General features: G+C 67.0%; 22 protein-coding genes. 14 read left to right on the top strand and 8 right to left on the bottom strand.

Annotated features, from left to right (window positions below):
• Window positions 1-6 precede the first annotated feature (6 nt).
• Window positions 7-987 (top strand): lysostaphin resistance A-like protein, encoded by a 981-nt coding sequence (locus tag AC1DS0_RS13735; RefSeq protein ID WP_476814893.1) that lies wholly within the window; start codon window positions 7-9, stop codon window positions 985-987.
• A gap of 135 nt (window positions 988-1,122) precedes the next feature.
• Window positions 1,123-2,079: a tripartite tricarboxylate transporter substrate-binding protein gene (locus AC1DS0_RS13730; RefSeq protein WP_476814892.1), complete on the top strand. Its 957-nt coding sequence runs from the start codon at window positions 1,123-1,125 to the stop codon at window positions 2,077-2,079.
• A gap of 3 nt (window positions 2,080-2,082) precedes the next feature.
• Here AC1DS0_RS13730 and AC1DS0_RS13725 read toward each other — a convergent pair whose 3' ends face one another.
• Window positions 2,083-2,502, bottom strand: a complete 420-nt coding sequence (locus AC1DS0_RS13725; RefSeq protein WP_476814891.1) for a BLUF domain-containing protein — start codon at window positions 2,500-2,502, stop codon at window positions 2,083-2,085.
• 171 nt (window positions 2,503-2,673) lie between these two features.
• Here AC1DS0_RS13725 and AC1DS0_RS13720 point away from each other — a divergent pair, with 171 nt between their 5' ends.
• Together AC1DS0_RS13720 and AC1DS0_RS13715 are read left to right on the top strand one after the other, a co-directional pair.
• Window positions 2,674-4,092 (top strand): DegQ family serine endoprotease, encoded by a 1,419-nt coding sequence (locus AC1DS0_RS13720; protein ID WP_476815168.1) that lies wholly within the window; start codon window positions 2,674-2,676, stop codon window positions 4,090-4,092.
• Between the two features lies 1 nt (window position 4,093).
• Window positions 4,094-5,401: a replication-associated recombination protein A gene (locus tag AC1DS0_RS13715; protein ID WP_476814890.1), complete on the top strand. Its 1,308-nt coding sequence runs from the start codon at window positions 4,094-4,096 to the stop codon at window positions 5,399-5,401.
• 122 nt (window positions 5,402-5,523) lie between these two features.
• Here the strand turns inward: AC1DS0_RS13715 and AC1DS0_RS13710 are convergent, their stop codons facing one another.
• Window positions 5,524-6,780 (bottom strand): hypothetical protein, encoded by a 1,257-nt coding sequence (locus AC1DS0_RS13710; protein WP_476814889.1) that lies wholly within the window; start codon window positions 6,778-6,780, stop codon window positions 5,524-5,526.
• A gap of 204 nt (window positions 6,781-6,984) precedes the next feature.
• The gene (locus tag AC1DS0_RS13705) at window positions 6,985-7,650 is read right to left on the bottom strand and encodes a DUF998 domain-containing protein (RefSeq protein WP_476814888.1); all 666 of its coding nucleotides are present in this window, start codon (window positions 7,648-7,650) and stop codon (window positions 6,985-6,987) included.
• A gap of 101 nt (window positions 7,651-7,751) precedes the next feature.
• Here AC1DS0_RS13705 and AC1DS0_RS13700 point away from each other — a divergent pair, with 101 nt between their 5' ends.
• Genes AC1DS0_RS13700 through AC1DS0_RS13690 form a run of 3 tightly spaced genes read left to right on the top strand, consistent with a single transcriptional unit; the run spans window position 7,752 to window position 10,149 of the window.
• Window positions 7,752-8,387 (top strand): TetR/AcrR family transcriptional regulator, encoded by a 636-nt coding sequence (locus tag AC1DS0_RS13700; protein WP_476814887.1) that lies wholly within the window; start codon window positions 7,752-7,754, stop codon window positions 8,385-8,387.
• A 50-nt stretch (window positions 8,388-8,437) separates the two neighbouring features.
• Window positions 8,438-8,821, top strand: coding sequence for a fluoride efflux transporter CrcB (crcB, locus tag AC1DS0_RS13695; RefSeq protein ID WP_476814886.1), 384 nt, complete (start codon window positions 8,438-8,440; stop codon window positions 8,819-8,821).
• Window positions 8,818-10,149 (top strand): RluA family pseudouridine synthase, encoded by a 1,332-nt coding sequence (locus AC1DS0_RS13690; RefSeq protein ID WP_476814885.1) that lies wholly within the window; start codon window positions 8,818-8,820, stop codon window positions 10,147-10,149. The genes crcB and AC1DS0_RS13690 overlap by 4 nt, the downstream gene beginning before the upstream one ends.
• A gap of 3 nt (window positions 10,150-10,152) precedes the next feature.
• On the opposite strand, the gene AC1DS0_RS13685 is transcribed toward AC1DS0_RS13690, so the two are convergent.
• Window positions 10,153-10,863 (bottom strand): zinc metalloprotease, encoded by a 711-nt coding sequence (locus AC1DS0_RS13685; RefSeq protein WP_476814884.1) that lies wholly within the window; start codon window positions 10,861-10,863, stop codon window positions 10,153-10,155.
• A gap of 232 nt (window positions 10,864-11,095) precedes the next feature.
• On the opposite strand from AC1DS0_RS13685, the gene AC1DS0_RS13680 reads away from it, so the two are divergent.
• Both AC1DS0_RS13680 and AC1DS0_RS13675 read left to right on the top strand, forming a co-directional pair.
• Window positions 11,096-11,590 (top strand): hypothetical protein, encoded by a 495-nt coding sequence (locus tag AC1DS0_RS13680; protein ID WP_476814883.1) that lies wholly within the window; start codon window positions 11,096-11,098, stop codon window positions 11,588-11,590.
• A 72-nt stretch (window positions 11,591-11,662) separates the two neighbouring features.
• On the top strand, window positions 11,663-12,343 hold the full coding sequence (locus AC1DS0_RS13675) for an HAD-IA family hydrolase (RefSeq protein ID WP_476814882.1): 681 nt from the start codon (window positions 11,663-11,665) through the stop codon (window positions 12,341-12,343).
• 27 nt (window positions 12,344-12,370) lie between these two features.
• On the opposite strand, the gene AC1DS0_RS13670 is transcribed toward AC1DS0_RS13675, so the two are convergent.
• Window positions 12,371-13,747 carry a M20/M25/M40 family metallo-hydrolase gene (locus tag AC1DS0_RS13670; RefSeq protein WP_476814881.1) on the bottom strand — a complete coding sequence of 459 codons (1,377 nt, stop codon included), beginning with the start codon at window positions 13,745-13,747 and terminating at the stop codon, window positions 12,371-12,373.
• A 272-nt stretch (window positions 13,748-14,019) separates the two neighbouring features.
• On the opposite strand from AC1DS0_RS13670, the gene AC1DS0_RS13665 reads away from it, so the two are divergent.
• From AC1DS0_RS13665 to AC1DS0_RS13645, 5 genes are all read left to right on the top strand, one after another.
• Window positions 14,020-14,460, top strand: a complete 441-nt coding sequence (locus tag AC1DS0_RS13665) for a hypothetical protein (protein WP_091842189.1) — start codon at window positions 14,020-14,022, stop codon at window positions 14,458-14,460.
• Window positions 14,461-14,608: 148 nt separating this feature from the next.
• On the top strand, window positions 14,609-16,609 hold the full coding sequence (locus AC1DS0_RS13660) for an acetyl-CoA carboxylase biotin carboxylase subunit (RefSeq protein WP_476814880.1): 2,001 nt from the start codon (window positions 14,609-14,611) through the stop codon (window positions 16,607-16,609).
• A gap of 113 nt (window positions 16,610-16,722) precedes the next feature.
• Window positions 16,723-17,343: a glutathione S-transferase family protein gene (locus AC1DS0_RS13655; RefSeq protein WP_476814879.1), complete on the top strand. Its 621-nt coding sequence runs from the start codon at window positions 16,723-16,725 to the stop codon at window positions 17,341-17,343.
• A gap of 51 nt (window positions 17,344-17,394) precedes the next feature.
• Entirely contained in the window at window positions 17,395-17,910 is a 516-nt protein-coding gene (locus tag AC1DS0_RS13650; RefSeq protein WP_476814878.1) for a hypothetical protein, read from the top strand.
• A 242-nt stretch (window positions 17,911-18,152) separates the two neighbouring features.
• Window positions 18,153-18,962, top strand: a complete 810-nt coding sequence (locus AC1DS0_RS13645) for a YdcF family protein (RefSeq protein WP_476814877.1) — start codon at window positions 18,153-18,155, stop codon at window positions 18,960-18,962.
• Window positions 18,963-19,010: 48 nt separating this feature from the next.
• On the opposite strand, the gene AC1DS0_RS13640 is transcribed toward AC1DS0_RS13645, so the two are convergent.
• From AC1DS0_RS13640 to AC1DS0_RS13630, 3 genes are all read right to left on the bottom strand, one after another.
• Complete coding sequence (locus AC1DS0_RS13640; RefSeq protein ID WP_476814876.1) at window positions 19,011-20,234, bottom strand: glycosyltransferase; 1,224 nt, start codon at window positions 20,232-20,234, stop codon at window positions 19,011-19,013.
• Window positions 20,235-20,503: 269 nt separating this feature from the next.
• Window positions 20,504-20,788: a DUF3253 domain-containing protein gene (locus tag AC1DS0_RS13635; protein ID WP_476814875.1), complete on the bottom strand. Its 285-nt coding sequence runs from the start codon at window positions 20,786-20,788 to the stop codon at window positions 20,504-20,506.
• 30 nt (window positions 20,789-20,818) lie between these two features.
• A complete protein-coding gene (locus tag AC1DS0_RS13630; protein ID WP_476814874.1) occupies window positions 20,819-21,514 on the bottom strand; it encodes a DUF599 domain-containing protein in 696 nt (231 codons plus the stop codon).
• Window positions 21,515-21,556: the final 42 nt, after the last annotated feature.

The following is a 21,556-nucleotide window of genomic DNA, read 5'->3' as shown; positions in this document are numbered from 1 at the left end:
GCGAGCTTGGATATCCCCATGCGAGAGAGTCGTTTTGCCGCCTATGTCGACGCGGCTCGCAATGGGAAGAACGCGCTGTGGCGTATCGTCCTTGCGGTCGCGGTCATCGCCGGGGTCTGGCTCGCTACATCTGTCGTCCTTGCCGCCGCTGGCCTTGTCGCCATCTCGATCCGTGATGGGAATTGGCCACTGAGCTCGGACGAAATCGCCGAAGCCGCCGATTTGAAGGTGTTGGTTGCGGATCCGATAGGGACCGGGATTCTGCTATTGTCAGTCGCCTCGCTGTGGCTCGGAACCTGGCTAGCGTTGAAGGTTGTTCACAAGCGATCCATTCGCGACCTGTTGGGCACCGAACGCCGTTTGCATTGGCCGGATTTCGCAAGAGCCACCGTTGTGACGTTGATCTTGGCCACTCTTAGTGCCCCGGTCGTCTTGCTGATTGACCCAACGCTCATCCGCGGCAACCTCAGTTTGTTCAGCTGGCTTGCTGTGGCGCCGCTACTGCTTGTCGCCGTATTCCTGCAGAGCTCGGCAGAGGAAATCGTCTTTCGCGGCTATTTCCACCAAGTACTTGCCGCACGTTTTGCGGCGCCCTTGATTTGGCTCGCCGTGCCGACGGCTCTCTTCACACTACTGCACTGGCAGAGTGAGGCCTCGCCAGCCATGAATTTGGCAGGCCTATTCGTCATTCTGGCGCTATCGTTGAGTATGAGCCGTTTTCTCGTAGCGACCGGAAATCTGGGAGCTTCAATGGGAGTGCACTTTGGCAACAACATCAGCGCCATAATGCTCTTCTCCTCCTCTCCAGATTATGGAGCGGCTGCCCTACTCAAGGGGCGCTCTATCCTTGATCCAGGATGGACGACCTCACAGGCCATCATGCTCGGCCTGTATGGCGTTCTGGTGGTTGGGGGTACACAAGCCCTGCTGCTGCACCGCGCCTCACCGGTGCGGCTGCGATCGTTGTCGGAACGCGCGGAGCTTTAGGGACGATTGCTGCGGGAAATTGTTGCGCCCACTCGCGCTTTTTGCGGCGCAGGGCCGGTGTTAACCTCCTAGTTTGAACGGGCAGGGCAGCTCAGTATCGCCAGCGCAACAAGCCCGGCAAAATGGGGAGATCACATGAAGCGCGCTGCTCTGGCCGTTTTCGCCGCCATCGCCGTCCTGCCGGCCGGGGCCCAGGACAAGTATCCGTCCAAGCCGATCAACATGCTGGTGCCGTTCGCGGCCGGCGGCTCCTCCGACGTGATCGCGCGTCTCGTCGGTGAGGAGATGGCGCAGGTTCTCGGCCAGCGCATCGTGATGGAGAACATGGGCGGGGCGGGCGGCGCGACCGCCTTGACGCGGGCGGCCCGGGCCGAGCCCGACGGCTACACCATCGTGATCGGCAACAGCGGCACCAATGCCGCCTCCTACACGATCTATAACGATCTCAAATACACGCCCGCCGATTTCGTGCCGATCGGCCTGGTCGCCAAGACCTCGCCGATGATCGCGCTGAAGCTCGACTTCCCGGCCAAGGACCTCAAGGAGTTCCTCGCCTACGCCAAGGCCAATCCCGGCAAGCTCAGCCTCGGTCATGCCGGCGTCGGCTCGTCGAACTATCTGATCTGCCGCAACTTCCTGAAGGCGTCCGGCCTCGACGTGGCGCTGGTGAGCTATCGCGGCGCCGGCCCAGCGCTGAACGACCTGATGGGCGGGCAGATCGACGGCGTCTGCGATGCCGCGACCTCGCTCTCCGGCGCGGTCCAGGGCAACAAGGTCAAGGCGCTGGTGGTGGCGACGCCGCAGCGCCTGCCGAGCCTGCCCGACGTGCCGACCTCGGCCGAAGCCGGGCTGCCGGCGTTCCAGGCGCAGGGCTGGAACGCGATCTTCGCGCCGAAGGGCACGCCGCAGCCGGTGATCGACAGGCTGAACCAGGCGCTGCGCACCGCCCTTTCCAGCGAGAAGCTGCATGGGCGCTTCAAGGAACTCTCCTCGGTGCTGCCTTCGAGCGACGAGATGTCGCCGGAGTTCGTCGCCAAGATGGTCCCGGCCGAGATCGAGAAGTACAAGGTGCTGCTCAGCGACGCCAAGTAGGTTTCAGGTTCGGGTGCTGGCGAGTTCGGCGGCGAGATCGAGCAGCACGTCCAATGGCTGTGCGAAGATCTCGGCGTCCGGCGAGATGCCGTAGAGACCGAAGATGAAAGCGGTCGTCTCGTTGCGTTCGGCGAGGGCCATCGCCCAGCCGGCGAACTGCCGGTGAGCGATGGCATCCTGCGCCAGCAGGCGCAGATCGCCATGGCGCGGATCGACCATGATCCGGCCATAGGTTTCCGCGATAGAGCCGGCCTCGCCTTCGAGGACCTGGGCGAATCCGCCCGGTGTCGCCATCAGGAAACCCGTGAGATGTCTTTCGGCATTGAGCCGCTGCGCCGTCTCGAGAATGCGCGCGAGCTCGACGCGTCGATCCGCCTCGACGAGTCGGCTGCGGCTGGCATAAACAAGGCGCACGAGGCTCACGTCGACGGTCCTTTCGGGGGTAGGGTGGGGTGTTTCGCGACCCGGAACGGAAGCACGCAGCGCGTGTTTCCGGGACTGTTCGGGCTGCTGCCGTGGAGGGATAGTTCGGGAAACGAACGCCCGAGGCAGTTGTTTTGTTTCAAGAAGGAGATCGGCATGCGCCGTTCCATCATGCCGGGTCGTAGCAAGCTTGTCGCCCTGACCCTCGGCCTTGCACTGTCCGCGGGAGCATCGACGCTGGCCCTCGCCCAGGCCCGGCAAGTCCCCGAGGCGCGCCAGCAGATCACGCTGTCCTTCGCGCCCGTCGTGCAGAAGACCGCGCCCTCGGTCGTCAACGTCTATGGCGCGCGCGTCGAGCGGCGGCCGCAGAACCCGTTCATGGACGATCCGTTCTTCCGCCGCTTCTTCGGTGATGGCGGCTTCGGCCTGCCGCGCGAGCAGGTGCAGCGCTCGCTCGGCTCGGGCGTGATTGTCGATGCCGCTGCCGGGCTCGTCGTCACCAACAACCACGTCATCGAGGGGATGACCGAGGTCAAGGTGGCGCTGGCCGACAAGCGCGAATACGAGGCGACGATCCTGCTGCGCGATCCGCGCACGGATCTCGCCGTGCTCAAGCTCAAGGGCGCCAAGGACCTCGCGGCGATCGAGGTCGGCGATTCCGACGCGCTGCAGATCGGCGATCTCGTGCTGGCGATCGGCAATCCGTTCGGCGTCGGCCAGACCGTCACGCAAGGTATCATCTCGGCGCTGGCCCGCACCCAGGTCGGCGTCGGCGACGCCCAGTCCTTCATCCAGACCGACGCCGCCATCAACCCCGGCAATTCCGGCGGCGCGCTGGTCGACATGCAGGGCCGGCTCACCGGCATCAATACCGCGATCTTCTCGAAGTCGGGCGGCAGCGTCGGTATCGGCTTCGCCATTCCCTCGGCCATGGTCCGCGTCGTCGTCGACAGCGCCAAGACGGGCGCGACGACGGTCCGCCGGGCCTGGTTCGGGGCGCGGCTGCAGGCGCTGACCCAGGATGTCGCCGACGGGCTCGGGCTCGACCGGCCGGCCGGCTCGGTGGTCGCCAGCATCGTCGACTCCGGGCCTGCGGCCGAAGGCGGCCTCAAGCGTTCGGACGTGATCCTCGCCGTCGATGGTGTCGGCGTCGACGATCCCGAGAGCTTCGGCTATCGCTTTGCCACGCGGCCGATCGGCAGCACGACGCAGCTCACCGTGCTCCGCGGCGGCAAGCGCATCACCATCCCCATCAAGCTGACGCCGGCGCCGGAGACGCGCCCGCGCGAGCCGGTCAAGGTCGCCGGCCGCTCGCCCTTCACGGGTCTCACCGTGCTGAACCTGTCGCCTGCGGTGGCCGAGGAGCTCTCGATCGACCTCTCGACCGAGGGCGTCGTCGTCGGCAATATCGAGGAGGGCAGCCCGGCCGCGCGCGTCGGCTTCCAGAAGGGCGATCTCATCCTCGCCATCAATGGCGAGCGCATCAACGCCTCGCGCGAGATCGAGCTGGCGACGCGCGAGCGCAAGCGCTCCTGGGAGGTGACGATCTCGCGGGGCGGCCAGACGGTCACCTCGACCTTCGGCGGGTGAGGTGAGCGACCTCTTCGCCGTATCCGGCCTCGACAAATCCGGTCCGCGCCCGCTCGCGGACCGGGTGCGGCCGACAACGCTCGGCGAGGTCTCTGGCCAGGACCACCTGACCGGCGAGGACGGCGTGCTGACCCGGCTGATCGCCTCGGGCTCGCTCGGCAGCCTGATCTTCTGGGGCCCGCCCGGCACCGGCAAGACCACGGTGGCGCGCCTGCTCGCGGGGCAGACCGATCTCGGCTTCGAGCAGATCAGCGCGATCTTCTCGGGAGTCGCCGACCTGAAGAAGGCCTTCGACGCCGCCCGCGGCCGCCGGCTCGGCGGCAAGGGCACCTTGCTGTTCGTCGACGAGATCCACCGCTTCAACCGGGCCCAGCAGGATGCCTTCCTGCCGGTGATGGAGGACGGCACGATCACGCTGGTCGGCGCCACCACCGAAAACCCGTCCTTCGCGCTCAATGCTGCGCTGCTCTCGCGCGCCCGCGTCCTGACTTTCAAGGCGCTCGACGAGGGCGCGCTGCTCTTCATGCTCGGCCGGGCCGAGGCGCTGGAGAATCGCGAGTTGCCGCTGACGCCGGAGGCGCGGCTCGCTTTGGCGCGCTTCGCCGATGGCGACGGGCGGGCGGTGCTGACGCTGGCCGAGGAGACCTGGCGCGCCGCCAAGCCGGGCGAGATCTTCGACGAGGCCGGCCTTTCCGAGGTGATCCAGCGCCGCGCGCCGATCTACGACAAGGCACAGGACGGCCACTACAATCTGATCTCGGCGTTGCACAAGACGATCCGCGGCTCCGATCCCGACGCGGCGCTCTACTATTTCGCCCGCATGCTCGATGCCGGCGAGGACCCGCGCTTCCTGGCGCGGCGGCTGGTGCGGATGGCGGTCGAGGATATCGGCCTCGCCGATCCGCAGGCGCTGGTGCATGCCCGCGCCGCGGCCGAGACCTATGAGCAGCTCGGTTCGCCCGAGGGCGAGCTCGCTTTGGCCAATACGGTGATCTATCTCGCCACCGCGCCGAAATCGAACGCGGCCTATGTCGCCTACAAGGCAGCGATGCGCACGGCCAAGCAGGCGGGCTCGCTGACGCCGCCCAAGACGATCCTGAACGCGCCGACCAAGCTGATGAAGGAAGAGGGCTACGGCGCCGATTACGCCTATGACCATGACGCGCCGGACGCCTTTTCCGGTCAGAACTACTGGCCGGACGCGCTCGGCCGCCAGCGCTTCTACGATCCGCCCGAGCGCGGCTTCGAGCGCGAGATCAGGAAGCGTCTGGAGTACTGGGAGAAGCTCCGGCAGGAGCGGGGTGAGTAGGGTACCCCGTCATGCTCGGGCTTGACCCGAGCATCTCCGGCCGGAAGAGGCTCCGATGAGCGCCTTCTCGTCATGAGATTCTCGGGCCTGCGCTTCGCTTCGCCCGAGAATGACGGTTCTCTTCAAAAGCTCCGCTCGATGAACAGCTGCGTCGAGATCTGCCGCCCGGCTAAACCCGCAGCGATCTCGCGGCCGGTGAGTGCGATCTTCGCCCAGGCGACCGAGCTTTCGATGCCGGCCTTGAAGCCCTCGACCGGGGTCCAGACCAGATTGGCGGCGATGCGGTCGATTCTGATCTCGCCGCGGATCTGGTTGGCGAGCGGCACTTCGATCCAGTAGCGACTGAGATAGGCGTTGCTGGCGAGCTCGTCGGTCCATTCGAAGCGGCCGGAGACGACGCCGGAGAAGCCGCGCGTGGCATCGCTTGCCACCAGCACGCGGTTGACAGTGCGGGCGTCGAGCACCGAGCCGAGATAGGGCGCCCCGTCGATCGCGCCGGCGAGCTGGGCGGTCAGGCTCCAGCCATGGCCTAGCGCCTCGCCTTCATAGGTCGCGCCGATGATGCCTGCCCGGCCGAGGCGCGAAGGCGTGCCGGGGATCTCGCGCAGGGCGAGCGCGCCATGAATGGTCCAGCCGCCCTGCTCGTAGACGAGGCGGCCGACTGTGTCCGGTATGCGCCGCCCGGTCTGGACCGGCGCGCTCGAGGCGGTGTTGCCGAGCGACGGGTCCTCAAGGGCGAGCGTCGCCGTCCAGCTCTCGGTCAGCGGCAGTTCCAGCGCGATGATGCCGACGGTGCGCGAGGGCACGCGCGCCGAGAAGATGAACTCGTCGCCGGTCCAGAACGAGAAGCGCGAGGCATCGAGGCCGAACGTCCAGGGGCCGACCAGGATGGTCGCCTCGTCGATCGATGGTTCGCTGATGCCGTCGACCGGGCTGTAAAGAGTGAAGCCGAAGGCGGTGCCGACGCGCAGGCCCGAGGAGAGCTCGTGCGAGGTCGCGATGCGGAAGGCGGCGCTGACCGGGAAAGAGGTCGCGGGCGAGGGGGCTGGCGGGCCGTTGCGCGAGGCGCGGAAGGAATCGCGCTGCATGCCCGCGCTAACCGTGCCGGAGATGGAAAGGCAGGTGGCCGATCCCGGCAGGACGAGGCCGCGCTCCGGCGGCTCCTCGTCGTCGTCATCATCCTCTTCATCCTCGCTGTCGTCGTCCGCTTCGTCCTTGTCGGTGGCGGTTGAGGTGCTGGCGAAGAGAGGCGGGGTCTCTGGAAGCGCGATCGTGCAGGCGCGAGCGAAACTCGGAGCCTGCGCCGGGCGGGGCGGCAGGCGCAGCGGTGCGGCGAGGGCGGTCTGCGAGAGGAGTGCGAAGCAGAGGCCAGCGGGCAAGGCCGCGCGCCAACAGGCTGCGCCGATATGCTCGCCTTCCGGTCCAGAACCGCATGCCATCGGCGCGACGACCACCCCTTACGTCTCGACGTTTCTGCCGGCCGGGGAGGCGGCAAGTCAATCGTTCCGGCGGAAGGCGCGTGCGGCATCCCTCGATGAAAGCGGCCTGCTGGCGATCGCGGGCCACCGGATCGCTGCCGCCGATCAGGCCGCGGCAGGCGCTTGAGGCGGGAAGGCCAGAGAGGACGAGGCTTCGCCGCGGATTTCCAGGGCAATGAGCGAGAACCAGCCGAAGAGCACGAGACCGGCGCCGCCGACGATCACGCCCGCCCAGCTCGGGCTCGCCATGCCCGCCGCGACGAGCGCCGGAGCCAGCAGCGCCGAGGCAATGCTGTAAAGCGCCCAGCCGCGCTTGCCGACGGCGCTGAAGCGGCGGGCCAAGACGAAGCAGGCCGCGATCAGCGACAGGAACGAGACGAGGAAGGCGACCATGTGGAAGGCGCCGGTGACGCTCATCTGCGGTGCCTGGCCGGGGGCGGGGAGTGGATCGGGCCCGAACAGGCCGGCGCCGATCATGCCGAGGCCGTAGAGGCCGGCGAGGATCGGGCCGGCCGCTCCACCGCGCTGGCCGTTCAAGGCCCGGCGCAAGCCGAGCGCGCCGGCGAGCGCCAGGGCGCCGGTCAGCAGGAAGTTCGCGACCTGGATCCAGCCGAGCTCACCGAGTGCCAGGAAGCTGATGGGCTGGGTGCGGATGTCATAGCCCGGCCTCAACACCAGCTGCAGGGCGGCGAGCGCGTAGAACAGAGGTGTCGTCGCCACACCGCAGGCGAGGAGGGCGCGATCGAGATGTTGGGGCGAAGCGGTTTGCATCTGGTTCTCCATGAGCGGAAAGGGTAGATTGAAACTGAACGGTTTAGTACAACTAAACTGTGTAGTTTCATTTTTGATGTCAAGCCCAGAGGAGCCGCGCCATGTCGCAAGCCACTCTCGACCGCTCCGAGCGCAAGCGCGGCTCCGTCCTCGAGGCGGCGACGAGCCTCTTCCTGAGCAAGGGCTATGACGGCACCACCATGGACGAGGTGGCGGCGCTTGCGGCTGTGTCGAAGCCGACGCTCTACCGCTATTTCGCCGACAAGGAGCGGCTCTACGCTGCGATCGTCGCCGCGACCACGGACGATATCGATGGGCTGCTGCGGCTGGTGGCCGAGGAGCTTGCCGCCTCCAATGATCCCAGGGAGGGGCTAGGGCGGCTCGCCGACAAGTTTCTGATCGCGCTGATGCAGCCGGACCTGCTGCGCCTGCGCCGGCTGGTGATCGCCAATGCCGAGCGCTTTCCAGAGGTCGGGCAGGGCTGGTTCTCGCGCGGCTTCGAACGCGTGCTGGAGACGTTCTCCGCCGCCTTCCAGCGCTACGCTGCGACAGGGCGGTTGCGGATCGACGATCCGCTGCTGGCGGCCAATCACTTCGCCGGGCTGCTGCTGTGGATCCCGCTGAACCGCGCCATGTTCAGCGGCAATTGCGACAGCGACCCTGCCGAGCTTGCTCGCTATGCCGAGGCTGCCGTCGAGGCGTTCCTGCGGGGTTATGGTACGGAACCGTCGCGCTGAGGCGGCGGATTTCGTTTGTGCGCGGCCGCGGGGCGCTCTATGCCTCGGGGATGCTTTCCACCGCTCTCGTCTTTCTCGGCGCCGGCATCGGCGGCGTGCTCCGGCACGGCGTCAACGTCGTCTCGCTGAAATGGCTCGGCGCCTCGTTTCCCTATGGCACGATGGCGATCAACATCCTCGGTTCCGGGGTGATGGGCCTCGTCGCTGGCTTCCTCGCCTTCAAGGCCGGCGAGGACTGGACGCAGAATGCCCGGCTCTTCCTTGCCACCGGCATTTTGGGCGGCTTCACCACCTTCTCGGCCTTTTCGCTGGACGCCATGCTGCTCTGGGAGCGCGGCGAGATGATGCTGGCCGCGTTCTACGTGCTCGGCTCGGTCGTCCTCTCGCTCGTGGCGCTGGTCGCGGGATTGTCCATCGTGCGGGGGCTGACATGAGAACCGGCGGTAAGGGAACTGGCGGTAAGGGAGCTGGGGCTCCTCCGCGAGGCAACGGCCCCAAGCGCGGCGGCAGGCCGCCCGCCTCAGGCGCGCCGAAAGGCAAGCGCCCGAGCCATGATGCGCGCCGCTCGGCCCGCGCCAGGCCGCGTCCGGCGGAGGAGGAGGTCGTGCGCACCGAGCCGACGCGCGACCCGAAACCACATCATCCGACGCCGAGGGCCGCAGGGCCGCGCACGCCTGCACCGCGCAAGCCCGCGACACGCAAGCCGCCGATCACGGATGCGCCGACGCGCGCCGAGGTCAAGGCGGTCACCGCCGAAGTGCTCTCGACCGGCGTGCAGCAGCTCGTGGTGACGCCGGACGAGAACGAGATGCGGATCGACCGCTTCCTCGAGGCGCGTTTTCCGCAGCTCTCCTTCAGCCATATCCAGCGCATCGTCCGGAAGGGCGAACTGCGCGTCAACGGCAAGCGCGCCGACAGCAAGGACCGGCTCGAAGCCGGCCAGACCGTACGCATCCCGCCACTCAAGCTGGAGCAGGCGGCGGAGCGGCCGCGCTCGGCCAAGGCCGATGCCGACACGATCGGCTTCCTGCGCTCGATCACGCTCTATGAGGACGACGACGTCATGGTCCTCAACAAGCCGGCGGGCCTCGCCGTGCAGGGCGGCTCGGGCACGACGCGCCATGTCGACGGGTTGCTCGACGCGCTGACCGGCAAGGACGGGCAGAAGCCGCGCCTCGTCCATCGCCTCGACAAGGACACGGCCGGCTGCCTCGTCATCGCCAAGTCGCGCTTCGCCGCGGCGACTTTGGCCAAGACCTTCCGCTCGCGCTCGGCCCGCAAGGTCTACTGGGCGCTGGTCGCCGGCGTGCCGCGTGTGCGCCAGGGCCGGATCTCGACCTATCTCGCCCGCGAGGAAGCCTATGACGGCGACCAGCGCATGGCCGTCGCCCAGCATGGCGACGACGGCGCCATGCATGCGGTAACCTATTACGCGGTGGTCGAGACCGCGGCGCAGAAGCTCGCCTGGCTCTCGCTCAAGCCGGTGACCGGGCGCACCCACCAATTGCGCGCCCACGCCGCCCATATCGGCCATCCGATCGTCGGTGACCCCAAATACTTCAACATCCAGAACTGGGAACTGCCCGGCGGCATCCAGAACAAGCTGCACCTCCTGGCGCGGCGGATCGTGCTGCCGCATCCGCGCGGCAAGGGCACGATCGACGTCAGCGCGCCGCTGCCGCCGCATATGCGCCAGAGCTGGAACCTGCTCGGCTTCGAGGATGCGCCCTACGACCCGATCGTCGACGCGCCGGACGAATAGGCCTCAGCCCTCGCAGCCGTCGGAGGCCGCGATGCGGCGCGGGGCGATGAAGGGGGACCTCAGCAGGATCTCCTTTTCCTCGTCGAGCAGCCTCGCGCGCGGATAGCGCATGAAGCCCTGCATCATCAGGGCTTCGGCTCGGCATTGCGGACTCTGGCAGGCCGGAGAGCGATCCGGGTGCCTCAGGCCGAAGGTGTGCAGCAGCTCATGTACGAGGCCGCCGACCCAGCGGCAGCGACCCGCGACCTCGGCAGGGTTGGCCCGCTCGCAAGCCGGCACGATGGTCTCGCCGACGAGACCGCGCAGATCGTTTGCCGAGACGACCGCCAGCGCTCCTCCGGCCGCCCCGGATTGGCCGCAGACGTGATCGGCATCGACATAGACCACTGTCCGGACCGTGGCATCGCTGGTCCGGGCGATCCCGAGCCGTTTGAGCTCCTCGGCCGTGTTACGGTAGAAGGCGCCGAAACCGGCTCCCGGCTCGGCTGACGAGAACCAGCGGGCCGGCTTCTCCGAGCGCACGATCGCGACGGGGCCCATGCCGAAATCAAAGGTCGGGCCGTCGAGCGCGTAGGCCAGCCAGCGCTGGGCATCCCATGCTGCGAGCGCGATCGCATCGCGATAGGCGCTTTTCACCGGACGATCGCTCGGGACGAGATAAACGAAGCGGATCGAATAGGGGGCCGTCGCTGCCGATTGGGCGGCGGCGGGCATGGTGAAAATCCAACAGAGCAGCCCTCCGGCGATGGCTCGCAGCAACCCTGTCAGTACGGCTCGCATTCAGTGGTCTCCTGGTTCCTGGCGGGCGAGGCCGGTGGCGAAAGGTAGCTGATGATCCTGGGCGCGCAACCGAGCCGTGCATGATCCAACGTAAGAACACTTGCGGAACAAAGCGCGTTATGTTCTAATTTTGTTCCTGTTCATTCTTCGTCACGGGAGGCTTTCCATGTTGCGCATCGCCTTGCTTGCCGCCGGCCTCATTTTCGTTTCGCCTGCAGCCTTCGCCCAGGCGCAGCCGGCGCCAGTCGCTCCGAAATCGGCTGCTGCGGCGGCCGATGAGCCGGTGCCGCGTGCCGCTCGCGCCGAGGCGCGGCGCGATTGCTATGCCGAGAACATCGCACTCTCGGGCGACGACCTGCGCCGCGCCATGCGCGAGTGCATGCAGGAGCGCTTTCCTGGCGTGAAGCTCTATGCCAGCGATGGCTTGACCCGCGACGGCAAGCCGACGGCAGTGACGGCGCGGGCCGTCTGCAAGCAGGAGGCCGATGCGACCGGGCTCAAGGGGGCCGAACGGACGGCGGCGCTGGTCGCTTGCTTCAACGGCAAGCGGCCGGACCTCGCCCAGCGAGCCGAATGCCGCAAGGAGGCGCGCGGCAAGGGTCTCGATGGCGACGCCCTGAAGGCTGCCATCGCCGACTGTGGTCGCAACCCGCAAGGGTGAGGCCGTGATGGCATGAGGGCCTTGCGCCGGCGGAGATGGCGGGCTGCCGCCAACTCCTGTAGAGCGCGGCGCATGGATCTCATCATCTTCGATCTCGACGGCACGCTGGTCAATTCCGAGGCGATCATCCTCGGCGCGCAATACGAGACCTTTGTGCGCTGCGGCCGTGTCCACCCGGGCCGCGAGGTTGGCCTTAGTGTCATCGGGCTCACGCTCGACATCGCGCTGATGCGGGTCGCCGGGCTCACCGAGCCGGACGATGTGCTGACGCAGACCTATCGCGAGGTCTTCAACGGCATGCGGCAGCGGGCGGAGACCGACCCGGCTTTGGCCGAGCCGCTCTTTCCCGGCGTGGTCGAGCTGCTGGCGGGTCTGTCGCAGCGGCCGGCCACGGTGCTCGGCATTGCCACCGGCAAGTCGCGCCGCGGAGCCGACTATATCGTCGAGCGCCATGGCTGGGCGCCGATGTTCAGAACGATCCAGACCGCGGACGACGCGATCTCGAAGCCGCATCCGGAGATGATCCTGCGGGCGATGGCTGAGACCGGAGCTGCGCCGGAGCGGACGCTGATGGTCGGCGACAGCACCTTCGACATGGAGATGGCGGTGGCGGCCGGCGTGACTCCGGTCGCGGTCTCCTGGGGCTTCCAGCCGGTCGCTGCGCTGCAGGCAGCCGGCGCACGGCATGTGATCGAAGCTTGCGCCGAGCTGACCGGCATCGTCGATCGACTGGCGGTTGCAGAGCCGGTCTGAGCCAATCAGGGCGACCCCGAAGACCGCTCAGGACGCCTTGAACTCTCCGAGCTCGTGCAGCAGCGCCGCGCCGGTGCGAAGTCCGCTATAGAAGCAGTCGAGCGTCAGGTTCTCGTTCGGCGCGTGGTTCGCCTCGTCCGGATTGGCATAGGGCGTGACGAAGGCAGGAATGCCGAGGATCTTGGTGAAGACATAGCCGGGCAGGCTGCCGAAGCCAGCCGGGATCAGCAGCGGCTCGACGCCCTGCGCCGCGACGAAGGCCCGGCGCAAAGGCGCGGTGAAGGGCGAGGCGATCGGCGTCTTCGAGGGCTGCATGCCCGCATCGGCGGCGACGAACTCGACCTCCGGTGCATGCTGCGCCACATGCGCCGCGACCTTGCGCAGGATGTCCTGCGGATCCTGCGCCTCGACCAGGCGGATATCGCATTTCACCAGAGCTTCGTTGGGCAGGACCGTCTTGGAGCCGGGGCCGCCATAGCCGCCATGGAAGCCGTTGATGGTCAGCGTCGGGCGGAAGCAGAGGCGCTCGTAGAAAGCCCGATCGGCCGGCGCGTCGAGCCTGGTCAGGCCGAGGCTGTGCTTCACCGCCTCGATGTCGAGCGGCAGGGCCTCGATCGCGGCGAGTTCCTCGGCCGTCGGCGCTTCGATATCGTCATGGAGGCCGGCGATCGTGATCTCGCCGGCAGAGTTCTTCATAGTGCCGAGCAGATGCACCAGGGTCCAGATCGGGTTCGGCACGACGCCGCCGAAATTGCCGGAATGCACGTCGCGGACGGCGTGGCGGCAGCGCAATTCGAAGGAGACGACGCCGCGCGAGCCGAATTTGATCGCGGCCGCGCCGCTGGCATGGCGCGGCCCGTCGGCGGTGACGGCGAGGTCGGCCCTGAGCATCGCCTTGTTGGCCTGGACGAAGCCGGCGATGTTAGGGCTGCCGATCTCTTCCTCGCCCTCCAGCAGCAGGATGACGTTGCAAGGCAGCGTGCCGTGCACTGCGAGATGGGATTCGATCGCGAGGATCTGGGCGAAATGCTGGCCCTTGTTGTCGCCGACGCCGCGCGCATAGATCCGGCCGTCGCGGATCGTCGGCTCGAAAGGCGGCGAGAGCCATTTGTCGAGCGGGTCCGGCGGCTGCACGTCGTAATGGCCGTAGAGCAGCACCGTCGGCTTGCCCGGCGCCTTCTGCCAGCGTGCGACGACCATGGGATGGCCGTCGGTCGGTACCAGGCTGGTCTCCAGCCCGATCTGCGTCAGCATCTCGACCAGCAACGCGCCGACCTCGGCGATGCCGATATTCTGCGCGCTGATGCTGGGATGGCGCAGATAGTCGAGCAGGCGATCGAGGAAGGCGCTGCGGTTCGCCTCGATATGCGCGAAGACCGCAGCCAGCGTGTCGGAAGAAGCCATGGTCGCGCCGCCTGCCCAAGTTCGGATCCTGCAGCACGGTAGAGTGCCATGCTTGGCCGCGTCCAATGCGCCAAACGCAGTCCGGAAAAGCGCTTGCAGGCACGCAGCCCTGGTGGGTCAGTAATATCCTCGCAACCACGCTGACTCAGGACCGTTTAACCTGAACAGGCGTTCAGATTTGCGTGTTAACCACCTGCTGACTGGCTCGGCCGCATCGTCTTCACACGACAGGGACAAACCGACACGAAACAACGTCGGACAGGGGTTGAACGATGATTGGCCACGAACTTCGCGAATTCGTCGATCACGTGATGGACAGGCGCGTGATCGACGATGAAGACGTCCGAATTCTTCAGCGTGAAATCTTGCACGAGGTCGTCCTGACCCGTGACATCATCGATGTGCTGGTGGCGCTCGACCGTGCCGTCGCCGACAAGTCGCCGCTCTTCGCCGATGTATTGCTGGCGTTCTGCGTCGACTTCTCGGTCTGGGAGAGCCGCCCGACCGGCCGGATCGACCGCGACAAGGCGCATTGGCTGGTGACGACGCTCTCGGCCGGTGACGGTCCGACGCCGCTGGCGCAGAAGATCGCCTTCGAGGTCGTCCGCGAAGCTGAATCCTGCGACGAGGCCCTGGTCAGCTTCGCCCTGCGCAAGGCCGATGCCCGGATTTCCACCGCCCCGATCGCCCAGCGCGTGATCCTGGCGAGCTGAGATCGATTGACCGATTGGAGCGTTCACGCCCGGCTGCCGCCGGGCGTTTGCGCACGTTACAAAACTTTCGCATCAGTGGACGGATGCGCTTGCCTCCCGTAAAGCCCGCACTGCACAATCAAAGCTCCGGGCCGGGGGGACGCCACGCATGTTCTCGAAGATCCTGATCGCGAACCGTGGCGAGATCGCCTGCCGCGTCATCAAGACGGCAAAGCGGATGGGCATCAAGACGGTGGCGGTCTATTCCGATGCCGATCGCGATGCGCTGCATGTCGAGATGGCCGATGAGGCCGTGCATATCGGCGCCGCCCCAGCCGCCGAGTCCTATCTCCAGATCGACAAGATCATCGCCGCCTGCAAGCAGACGGGTGCGCAGGCCGTCCATCCCGGCTACGGCTTCCTCTCCGAGCGCGAGGCCTTCGCCAAGGCTTTGAAGGACAACGGCATCGTCTTCATCGGCCCCAATCCCGGCGCGATCGCCGCGATGGGCGACAAGATCGAATCGAAGAAGGCGGCGGCCGCCGCCAAGGTCTCGACGGTTCCGGGCCATCTCGGCGTGATCGAGAACCCCGAGCACGCCGTGAAGATCGCCGACGAGATCGGCTATCCCGTGATGATCAAGGCTTCGGCCGGCGGCGGCGGCAAGGGCATGCGCATCGCCCATTCGGCCGGTGAGGTCGCCGAGGGCTTCGCCCGCGCCAAGTCTGAGGCGGCGTCCTCCTTCGGTGACGACCGCGTCTTCGTCGAGAAGTTCATCGTCGACCCGCGCCATATCGAGATCCAGGTGCTGGGCGACAAGCACGGCAACGTCATCTATCTCGGCGAGCGGGAATGCTCGATCCAGCGCCGTAACCAGAAGGTGCTGGAGGAAGCGCCGTCGCCGCTGCTCGATGAGGCCACCCGCCGCAAGATGGGCGAGCAGGCCGTCGCGCTGGCCAAAGCCGTGAGCTATGACAGCGCCGGTACGGTCGAGTTCGTCGCCGGCCAGGACAAGTCATTCTACTTCCTCGAGATGAACACGCGGCTGCAGGTCGAGCATCCGGTGACCGAGATGATCACCGGCATCGACCTGGTCGAGCAGATGATCCGCGTCGCCTATGGCGAGAAGCTGGGCATCAGTCAGGCCGATGTGAAGCTCAACGGTTGGGCGGTGGAATCGCGCGTCTACGCCGAGGATCCGACCCGCAACTTCCTGCCTTCGACCGGCCGCCTCGTCACCTATCGCCCGCCGAGCGAGGGGCCGGATGGCGATGCCACCGTGCGCAACGACACCGGCGTGTTCGAGGGCGGCGAGATCTCGATCTATTACGACCCGATGATCGCCAAGCTGGTGACGCACGCGCCGACACGTGAGGCGGCGATCAAGGCGCAGGCGCGCGCGCTCGATGCCTTCGCCATCGACGGCATCCGACACAACATCCCCTTCGTCGCGGCGGTGATGCAGCATCCGCGCTGGATCTCGGGCAATATTTCGACCGGCTTCATCGCCGAGGAGTTTCCGGAAGGCTTCTCACTGCCGCAGCCGGAAGGCGAGGTCGCGCTGCGCATGGCGGCGATCGCGATCGCCTGCGACCATCGCCTGAACAGCCGCAAGCGCCATGTCTCGGCGCAGATGGAAGGCTGGCGCAAGGTCGAGTTCGAGCGCACCCGCATCGTCTCGCTCGGGGCTGAGCGTTTCGAGGGAGAGGTCTCGGAGCAGGGCGGGGCAGTGACGATCGCCTTCGCCGAGCGGAGCCTGACGGTCGCGAGCGACTGGCGGCCGGGCGAGCCGGTCTGGCGCGGCACGCTCGATGGCGTCGCCATCGCGGCGCAGGTCAGGCCGATCCTGAACGGCGTCGCGCTCGGCCATGCCGGCGCCTATGCCAACGCCCATGTCTACACGCCGCGCGAGGCGGAACTGGCGGCGCTGATGCCGGAAAAGGCGGCGGCCGACACCGGCAAGGTGCTGCTCTGCCCGATGCCGGGCCTGGTCAAGGCGCTGCTCGTCACGGTCGGCCAGGAGGTCAAGGCGGGCGAGCCGCTCGCCATGGTCGAGGCGATGAAGATGGAGAACGTGCTGCGCGCCGAGAAGGACGTCACCATCGCCAAGATCCTGGCGAAGGAGGGCGATTCGCTGGCGGTCGACGCCGTGATCATGGAATTCGCCTGACCGCTTCGTCGGTGATGCCTTCTCGCAATGACGGAGGCGGCTGCGTCCTGGTCGCTTGCCTTCGTCTGCGGGCAAGCTGATTGTCGCGGCCCTATCACGCGAAGGTGTCGACCATGCTGACGATCTGGGGGCGGATCAGCTCCATCAATGTGCAGAAGGCGGTCTGGGCCGCCGGCGAGGTCGGCCAGCCTTTCGAGCGCATCGATGTCGGCGGCCAGTTCGGCGGCAATCGCGAGCCGGCCTATCTCGCCAAGAATCCGAACGGGCAGATCCCGACGCTGGAGGATGGCGAGATCGTCATCTGGGAATCGAGCAGCATCGTGCGCTATCTCGCGGCCCGCTACGGCGCCGGCTGGATCTGGGAGGAGGACCCGGCCAGGCGCGCCGAGGCCGATCGCTGGATGGACTGGATGCTCTCCGAACTGCAGCCGTCGATGACGCCGGCCTTCTGGGGGCTGATCCGCAAGACGCCGGGCTATACTGACGAGGCGGTGATCGCGGCCTCGGTCGCCAAGGCCGAAGCCAAGCTCGATATCCTGGAAGCGCATCTGGCGGGGCGGTCCTACGTTGCCAATGAGCGCTTCGGCATGGGCGACATCGCGGTGGCGCTCGGCGCGCATCGCTGGCTTCACATGCCGGTGCCGCAGAAGGACTGGCCCAATATCCGCCGCTGGTATGCGCAGGTTTCGGCGCGGCCGGCTGCCGGGCCCGCCATGCCGTTGCCGATCACGTGAGGACGGCAGCTCGCGCTTGACCCGCCCGATTTGGCGGTCATGATCGCCGCCATGCGCGGTTTCCTCGTCATTCCCGTCCTGGTGGCGCAATTTTCCTGCGCGGCAGCGCTCGCGCAGGTGCCGACCAATCCGGTGCAATCCGCCGATCGCATGCAGGTCGCGAATTGCGTCAGGCAAGGCCTTGCCGCTAGCCCCGCCTGTATCGGCCTCGTCGCGGTGCCCTGCGTCAGCGCCGCGTCGGTCAGTGATCGCGCCCAGGCCGAGATCTCCTGCGCAAGGCGCGAGGAGGCGGTCTGGCGCGAGCGGCTGACATTGGCGGGCACGGCCTTGGAGCGCTCGCTCGATGCCGGGGCGCGCAGCCAGTTCGCCGCGCTGCAGCTCGCCTGGCAGAGCTACGCCGTGCAGAAATGCGCCTTCTATGGTGCCTCGCAGCCGCCGGCGCGCTCGGCCGGGCTTCAGGCTGGCTGCGATTTGCGCGAAGTGGCGGAGCGGGCGCTGGAGGTCGAGCGCCTGGCGGCACGGCAGACCCGCCGCCCGCCGGCGCAGCCGCCGCAGATCATCCGGTAATTTCGCGTCATGGTCGGCCTTGAGCCGACCGTCTCAGGCCGGGCGAGGCGCTGGCCGACATCTTCTCGTCCTGAGATTCTCGGGTCTGCGCTGCGCTTCGCCCGAGAATGACGGCTGGAGCTGCTCGGCCTTCACCGCAACGTGAAAGCAATCCCGTATCGAACTCCCGCCGCCTTCAGCCGTTTCCTAACGGCCTGTCAGCTTTCTGCGCGTAAGGGGAGGCGGGTCTGTTCAAGAAAGTCATGTTCTTCACACTCTCAAAGATCCTCTGGTTCTTGGCCTCGCCGGTGAACCTCGCCATTGCCGGGCTGGTGCTGGCGAGCCTGCTCGCCTTCACGCGCTTTTCCGGGCCGGGGCGCTGGCTCGGGCTGATCTGCGTCGTCGTGCTCGGCCTGCTCGCTTTCAGCCCGTTGCCGCGCATCGTCGTCAGGCCGTTGGAGGATCGTTTCCCGCAGCAGGCGGTCAACTCCGGCAAGGTGGACGGCATCATCGTGCTCGGCGGGGCAATCGGCGTGGCGCGCGAGGACATCGTGCTCAACTATGCCGCGGCGCGGATGACCAAGGCGGTCGAACTCGCCCGCGCCCATCCCGAGGCGAAGCTGGTCTTCGCCGGAGGGGGCGGCAACCTGCTCTCGCCGATCGTGCGCACCGAAGCCGACGGCGCGCGCCTGCTGTTCCTCGGGTTCGGCCTGCCGGAGAACCGCCTCGTCCTCGAGGACAAGTCGCGCAACACCTTGGAGAATGCGGTGTTCACCCGCCGCCTGGTCGATCCCAAGCCCGGCGAGCGCTGGCTGCTGGTGACCTCGGCCTGGCACATGCCGCGCGCCATCGGCGTATTCCGCAAGGCGGGGTTCCAGGTCGAGGCCTTCCCGGTCGACTTCCTCTCTGCCGGCACGCCGGCCGACTATCTGCGCCCCTATCGCAAGGCGTCGCGCGGGCTCGATATCGCCGACGACGCCTTCAAGGAATGGGTCGGGCTCGTCGCCTACTATCTCGCCGGCTACAGCGATGCGCTGTTTCCGGGGCCAGGACCAGCAGGCGCCACCCGATAAGGGACGGAGCCTGCTGACGACGAAGCTCCGGATCGTCCGGCACGGTGATTACCGACCGATCGCGTCGATCAGCAGCTTTGCGGCGACTTCCGCCCCGTCGGTGCGGACTGTGTGCGCCACTGCTGACGCCCGTGCTCCGGTCTCGGGCGCCAACGCGGTTGTCAGCGCCGCGGACAACGACTCGAAGCTCGGCACCGGACCTTCATGGGTTGCGCCAATGCCCAGTTCCGCCACGCGGGCAGCCCAACAGGGCTGGTCGGCGACCTGGGGGACGATGACCTGTGGCGCGCCGGCGCGGGTCGCCGCGACCGTCGTGCCTGCGCCGCCATGGTGCACGACAGCTGCCATGTGAGGAAACAGGGCCTGCTGGTTGACGTCGCCGGTGATGAAACAATCGCTTTGGTCTTCGCCGGGCGCCAGTCCGGCCCAGCCGTGGAGCATCACGATGCGGTGCCCCTGCGCCCGGATGGCTTCGATCGCCATCTGCGCCGCGTCCTTGACGGATGGTAGCGACATGCTGCCGAAGCCTACATAGATCGGTGGCTCGCCTGCCTGCAGGAACGCCATCAACTCCGCGGAAAGCGGACGTTCATCGGGCAGGATCCAAGCGCCGGTCTGGACTGCGTCGCAAAGATCGGTCGGCTGCCATGGCCACAGCACCGGGTCGGAAGCCAGCAGCGGATGCTCGGCAAGAACAAGATCGCGAGCACTGTCCACAGGTCGCAAGCCCACCGACACGCGATGTGTCGCGAGCGCCTCACCGAACAAGGCATTCACGGTCTGGGCATTGAAGCCCCACAATGCCCGGTTGTCGGTTACGCCCGACGGCAAAGGATGGCCCGGATAGAAGAACGGACGATGATGATGCGACGGCAAGAAGAACGGGCAGAACGTGACGTGGTGATAGGAAAGCCCTCTCAGCTCGGCGACCGACCGGGCCGCGCCTACGGACGGGAAGAGGCCGGTCGCCACGATCGCATCGCATCCTTCGGCCGCGTCGGAGATGGTGGCGAACTGCGCGGCCATCATGTCGGATGCCAGGCTATGGAAGTCCGCTGCCGCACGAGGCTTTTCCCTCTCGGCTATCCATTGGCGGATCGGCAGGAAGGCCGGCGCCAGCGGCACGCCGGCGCGGGCCAGCAGGTCGATGAATTCTTGGTCCGGAGGGGCGGACACGACGGCCTCGACGCCGAGCGCCTGTAACGCGACAGCCAGCGCCACCATAGGCTCGACATCGCCGCGCGAGCCGTAAGTCGATAACAGGACACGCATTTTGCTACTCCCTTTGACCTGGGGTTCAGGTCGAGGGCAGCGTTGCTACGCCGTGGAGGGGGGCTTGCCGCAAGCCCCGGGGCGCGTTAGATGATGATAGTGGCAAAGGGCGGAGGTATTCCTCGGCCCTTTTTTGTTGCCGCTGACACCGTCCCCCACGAGCTGGCGCTGCAGCATCCGACAATCCCATCAACACTAGGCCGGCGCGGTTAAACGCTGTGCGACGACCGTTGCCACGGCACGATTCAAGCTGGTCGCCGTGGAACGCCCTAGTCCTGCTCGGTCCCGTCATGTCCCGGCAATCTCAGCCGATAGACGCCGCGGAAATCGTCGGGGTCGACCGGGCGGCCTTTTCGGGTGATCACCAGCCTGCCGTCCTTCATCAATTGAACCGCCACGCGGCGGATCGGCTGCATCAGCGGGCCCCAGCCATCGGGATGGTCACCGCCGAGGGCGCGGGCCACGTCCATCGGGCCGAGCGAGCATTCGTCGCCGCGTTCGGCCACGAGGCGCAGGATGGTCTCGGCGAATTCGTCATCTGTCGGTCTGGTCATGCCGCTTGCTGAGCCGGACGCTGGAATTCGTCAAGCGCCGCGGCGTGTCGCGCCGACCGCCGCGGCCGAATCCGAGGCGAATTGCCGGCGCCACATCACCGTCAGCACCGCCGCGGTAGCGATCAGGAAGAGCCAGGGCGAGATGAACCAGCCGAGATAGGCCAGCGCAAAGAAGAAAGCGCGCTGCCCGCGGTTGAAGTGCAGCCCGGCAGCGATGTTCATCGCCACCGCCTCGCGCGCCGCCGCGATCGTCTCCGGCTTGTCGGCCTCCGTATGCGGCGGGATCGCGCCGATCAGGATGGCGCAGTAGTTGAACAATCGGTAGGCCCAGCCGAACTTGAAGAAGGCATAGGCGAAGATCACCGCGAGCCCGATCACCTTGATCTCCCAGGCGGCGCGGGTCGTCGTGGTGGCGAAGGGCAGATCGGCGAAGATCTGGACGACGCGGTCGGCCGATTGCAGCAGCGTCAGCGAGCCGCCGATGGCGATCAGCGAGGTCGAGGCGAAGAAGGCGGTGCCGTTCTGCAGGCCGTTCATCACCTGCGTGTCGATGATCCGGTTCTCTCGCTTGACCGATTCCATGATCCAGCGCTCGCGGCGCTCGTTCATCAGCGCATTCAGGCTACGCCGCGAATGCGGGCCGATTTCGACGGCTAGAAGATAGCCGATCCAGGCGGCGGCGAAGAAGGCGATCGCGATCAGGTCGAGCGGTCCGAATCCGGCCATGAGCCCCTCCGGCCGGCAGATTGGCGAGGCCGGCGCGCGCCT

Source organism: Allobosea sp. P4_H5, from assembly GCF_056400825.1.
Note: the sequence above shows the minus strand (reverse complement) of the source record. Positions and strands in the feature narration are given on the sequence as shown.

Coding starts and splice junctions, on each gene's coding strand:
- AC1DS0_RS13645 (WP_476814877.1), top strand. CDS start 18,153: ATGTTCTTCACACTCTCAAAGATCCTCTGGTTCTTGGCCTCGCCGGTG.
- AC1DS0_RS13690 (WP_476814885.1), top strand. CDS start 8,818: ATGAGAACCGGCGGTAAGGGAACTGGCGGTAAGGGAGCTGGGGCTCCT.
- AC1DS0_RS13630 (WP_476814874.1), bottom strand. CDS start 21,514: ATGGCCGGATTCGGACCGCTCGACCTGATCGCGATCGCCTTCTTCGCC.
- AC1DS0_RS13675 (WP_476814882.1), top strand. CDS start 11,663: ATGGATCTCATCATCTTCGATCTCGACGGCACGCTGGTCAATTCCGAG.
- crcB (WP_476814886.1), top strand. CDS start 8,438: ATGCTTTCCACCGCTCTCGTCTTTCTCGGCGCCGGCATCGGCGGCGTG.
- AC1DS0_RS13705 (WP_476814888.1), bottom strand. CDS start 7,650: ATGCAAACCGCTTCGCCCCAACATCTCGATCGCGCCCTCCTCGCCTGC.
- AC1DS0_RS13700 (WP_476814887.1), top strand. CDS start 7,752: ATGTCGCAAGCCACTCTCGACCGCTCCGAGCGCAAGCGCGGCTCCGTC.
- AC1DS0_RS13635 (WP_476814875.1), bottom strand. CDS start 20,788: ATGACCAGACCGACAGATGACGAATTCGCCGAGACCATCCTGCGCCTC.
- AC1DS0_RS13660 (WP_476814880.1), top strand. CDS start 14,609: ATGTTCTCGAAGATCCTGATCGCGAACCGTGGCGAGATCGCCTGCCGC.
- AC1DS0_RS13720 (WP_476815168.1), top strand. CDS start 2,674: ATGCCGGGTCGTAGCAAGCTTGTCGCCCTGACCCTCGGCCTTGCACTG.
- AC1DS0_RS13655 (WP_476814879.1), top strand. CDS start 16,723: ATGCTGACGATCTGGGGGCGGATCAGCTCCATCAATGTGCAGAAGGCG.
- AC1DS0_RS13685 (WP_476814884.1), bottom strand. CDS start 10,863: ATGCCCGCCGCCGCCCAATCGGCAGCGACGGCCCCCTATTCGATCCGC.
- AC1DS0_RS13640 (WP_476814876.1), bottom strand. CDS start 20,234: ATGCGTGTCCTGTTATCGACTTACGGCTCGCGCGGCGATGTCGAGCCT.
- AC1DS0_RS13670 (WP_476814881.1), bottom strand. CDS start 13,747: ATGGCTTCTTCCGACACGCTGGCTGCGGTCTTCGCGCATATCGAGGCG.
- AC1DS0_RS13730 (WP_476814892.1), top strand. CDS start 1,123: ATGAAGCGCGCTGCTCTGGCCGTTTTCGCCGCCATCGCCGTCCTGCCG.
- AC1DS0_RS13665 (WP_091842189.1), top strand. CDS start 14,020: ATGATTGGCCACGAACTTCGCGAATTCGTCGATCACGTGATGGACAGG.
- AC1DS0_RS13680 (WP_476814883.1), top strand. CDS start 11,096: ATGTTGCGCATCGCCTTGCTTGCCGCCGGCCTCATTTTCGTTTCGCCT.
- AC1DS0_RS13650 (WP_476814878.1), top strand. CDS start 17,395: ATGCGCGGTTTCCTCGTCATTCCCGTCCTGGTGGCGCAATTTTCCTGC.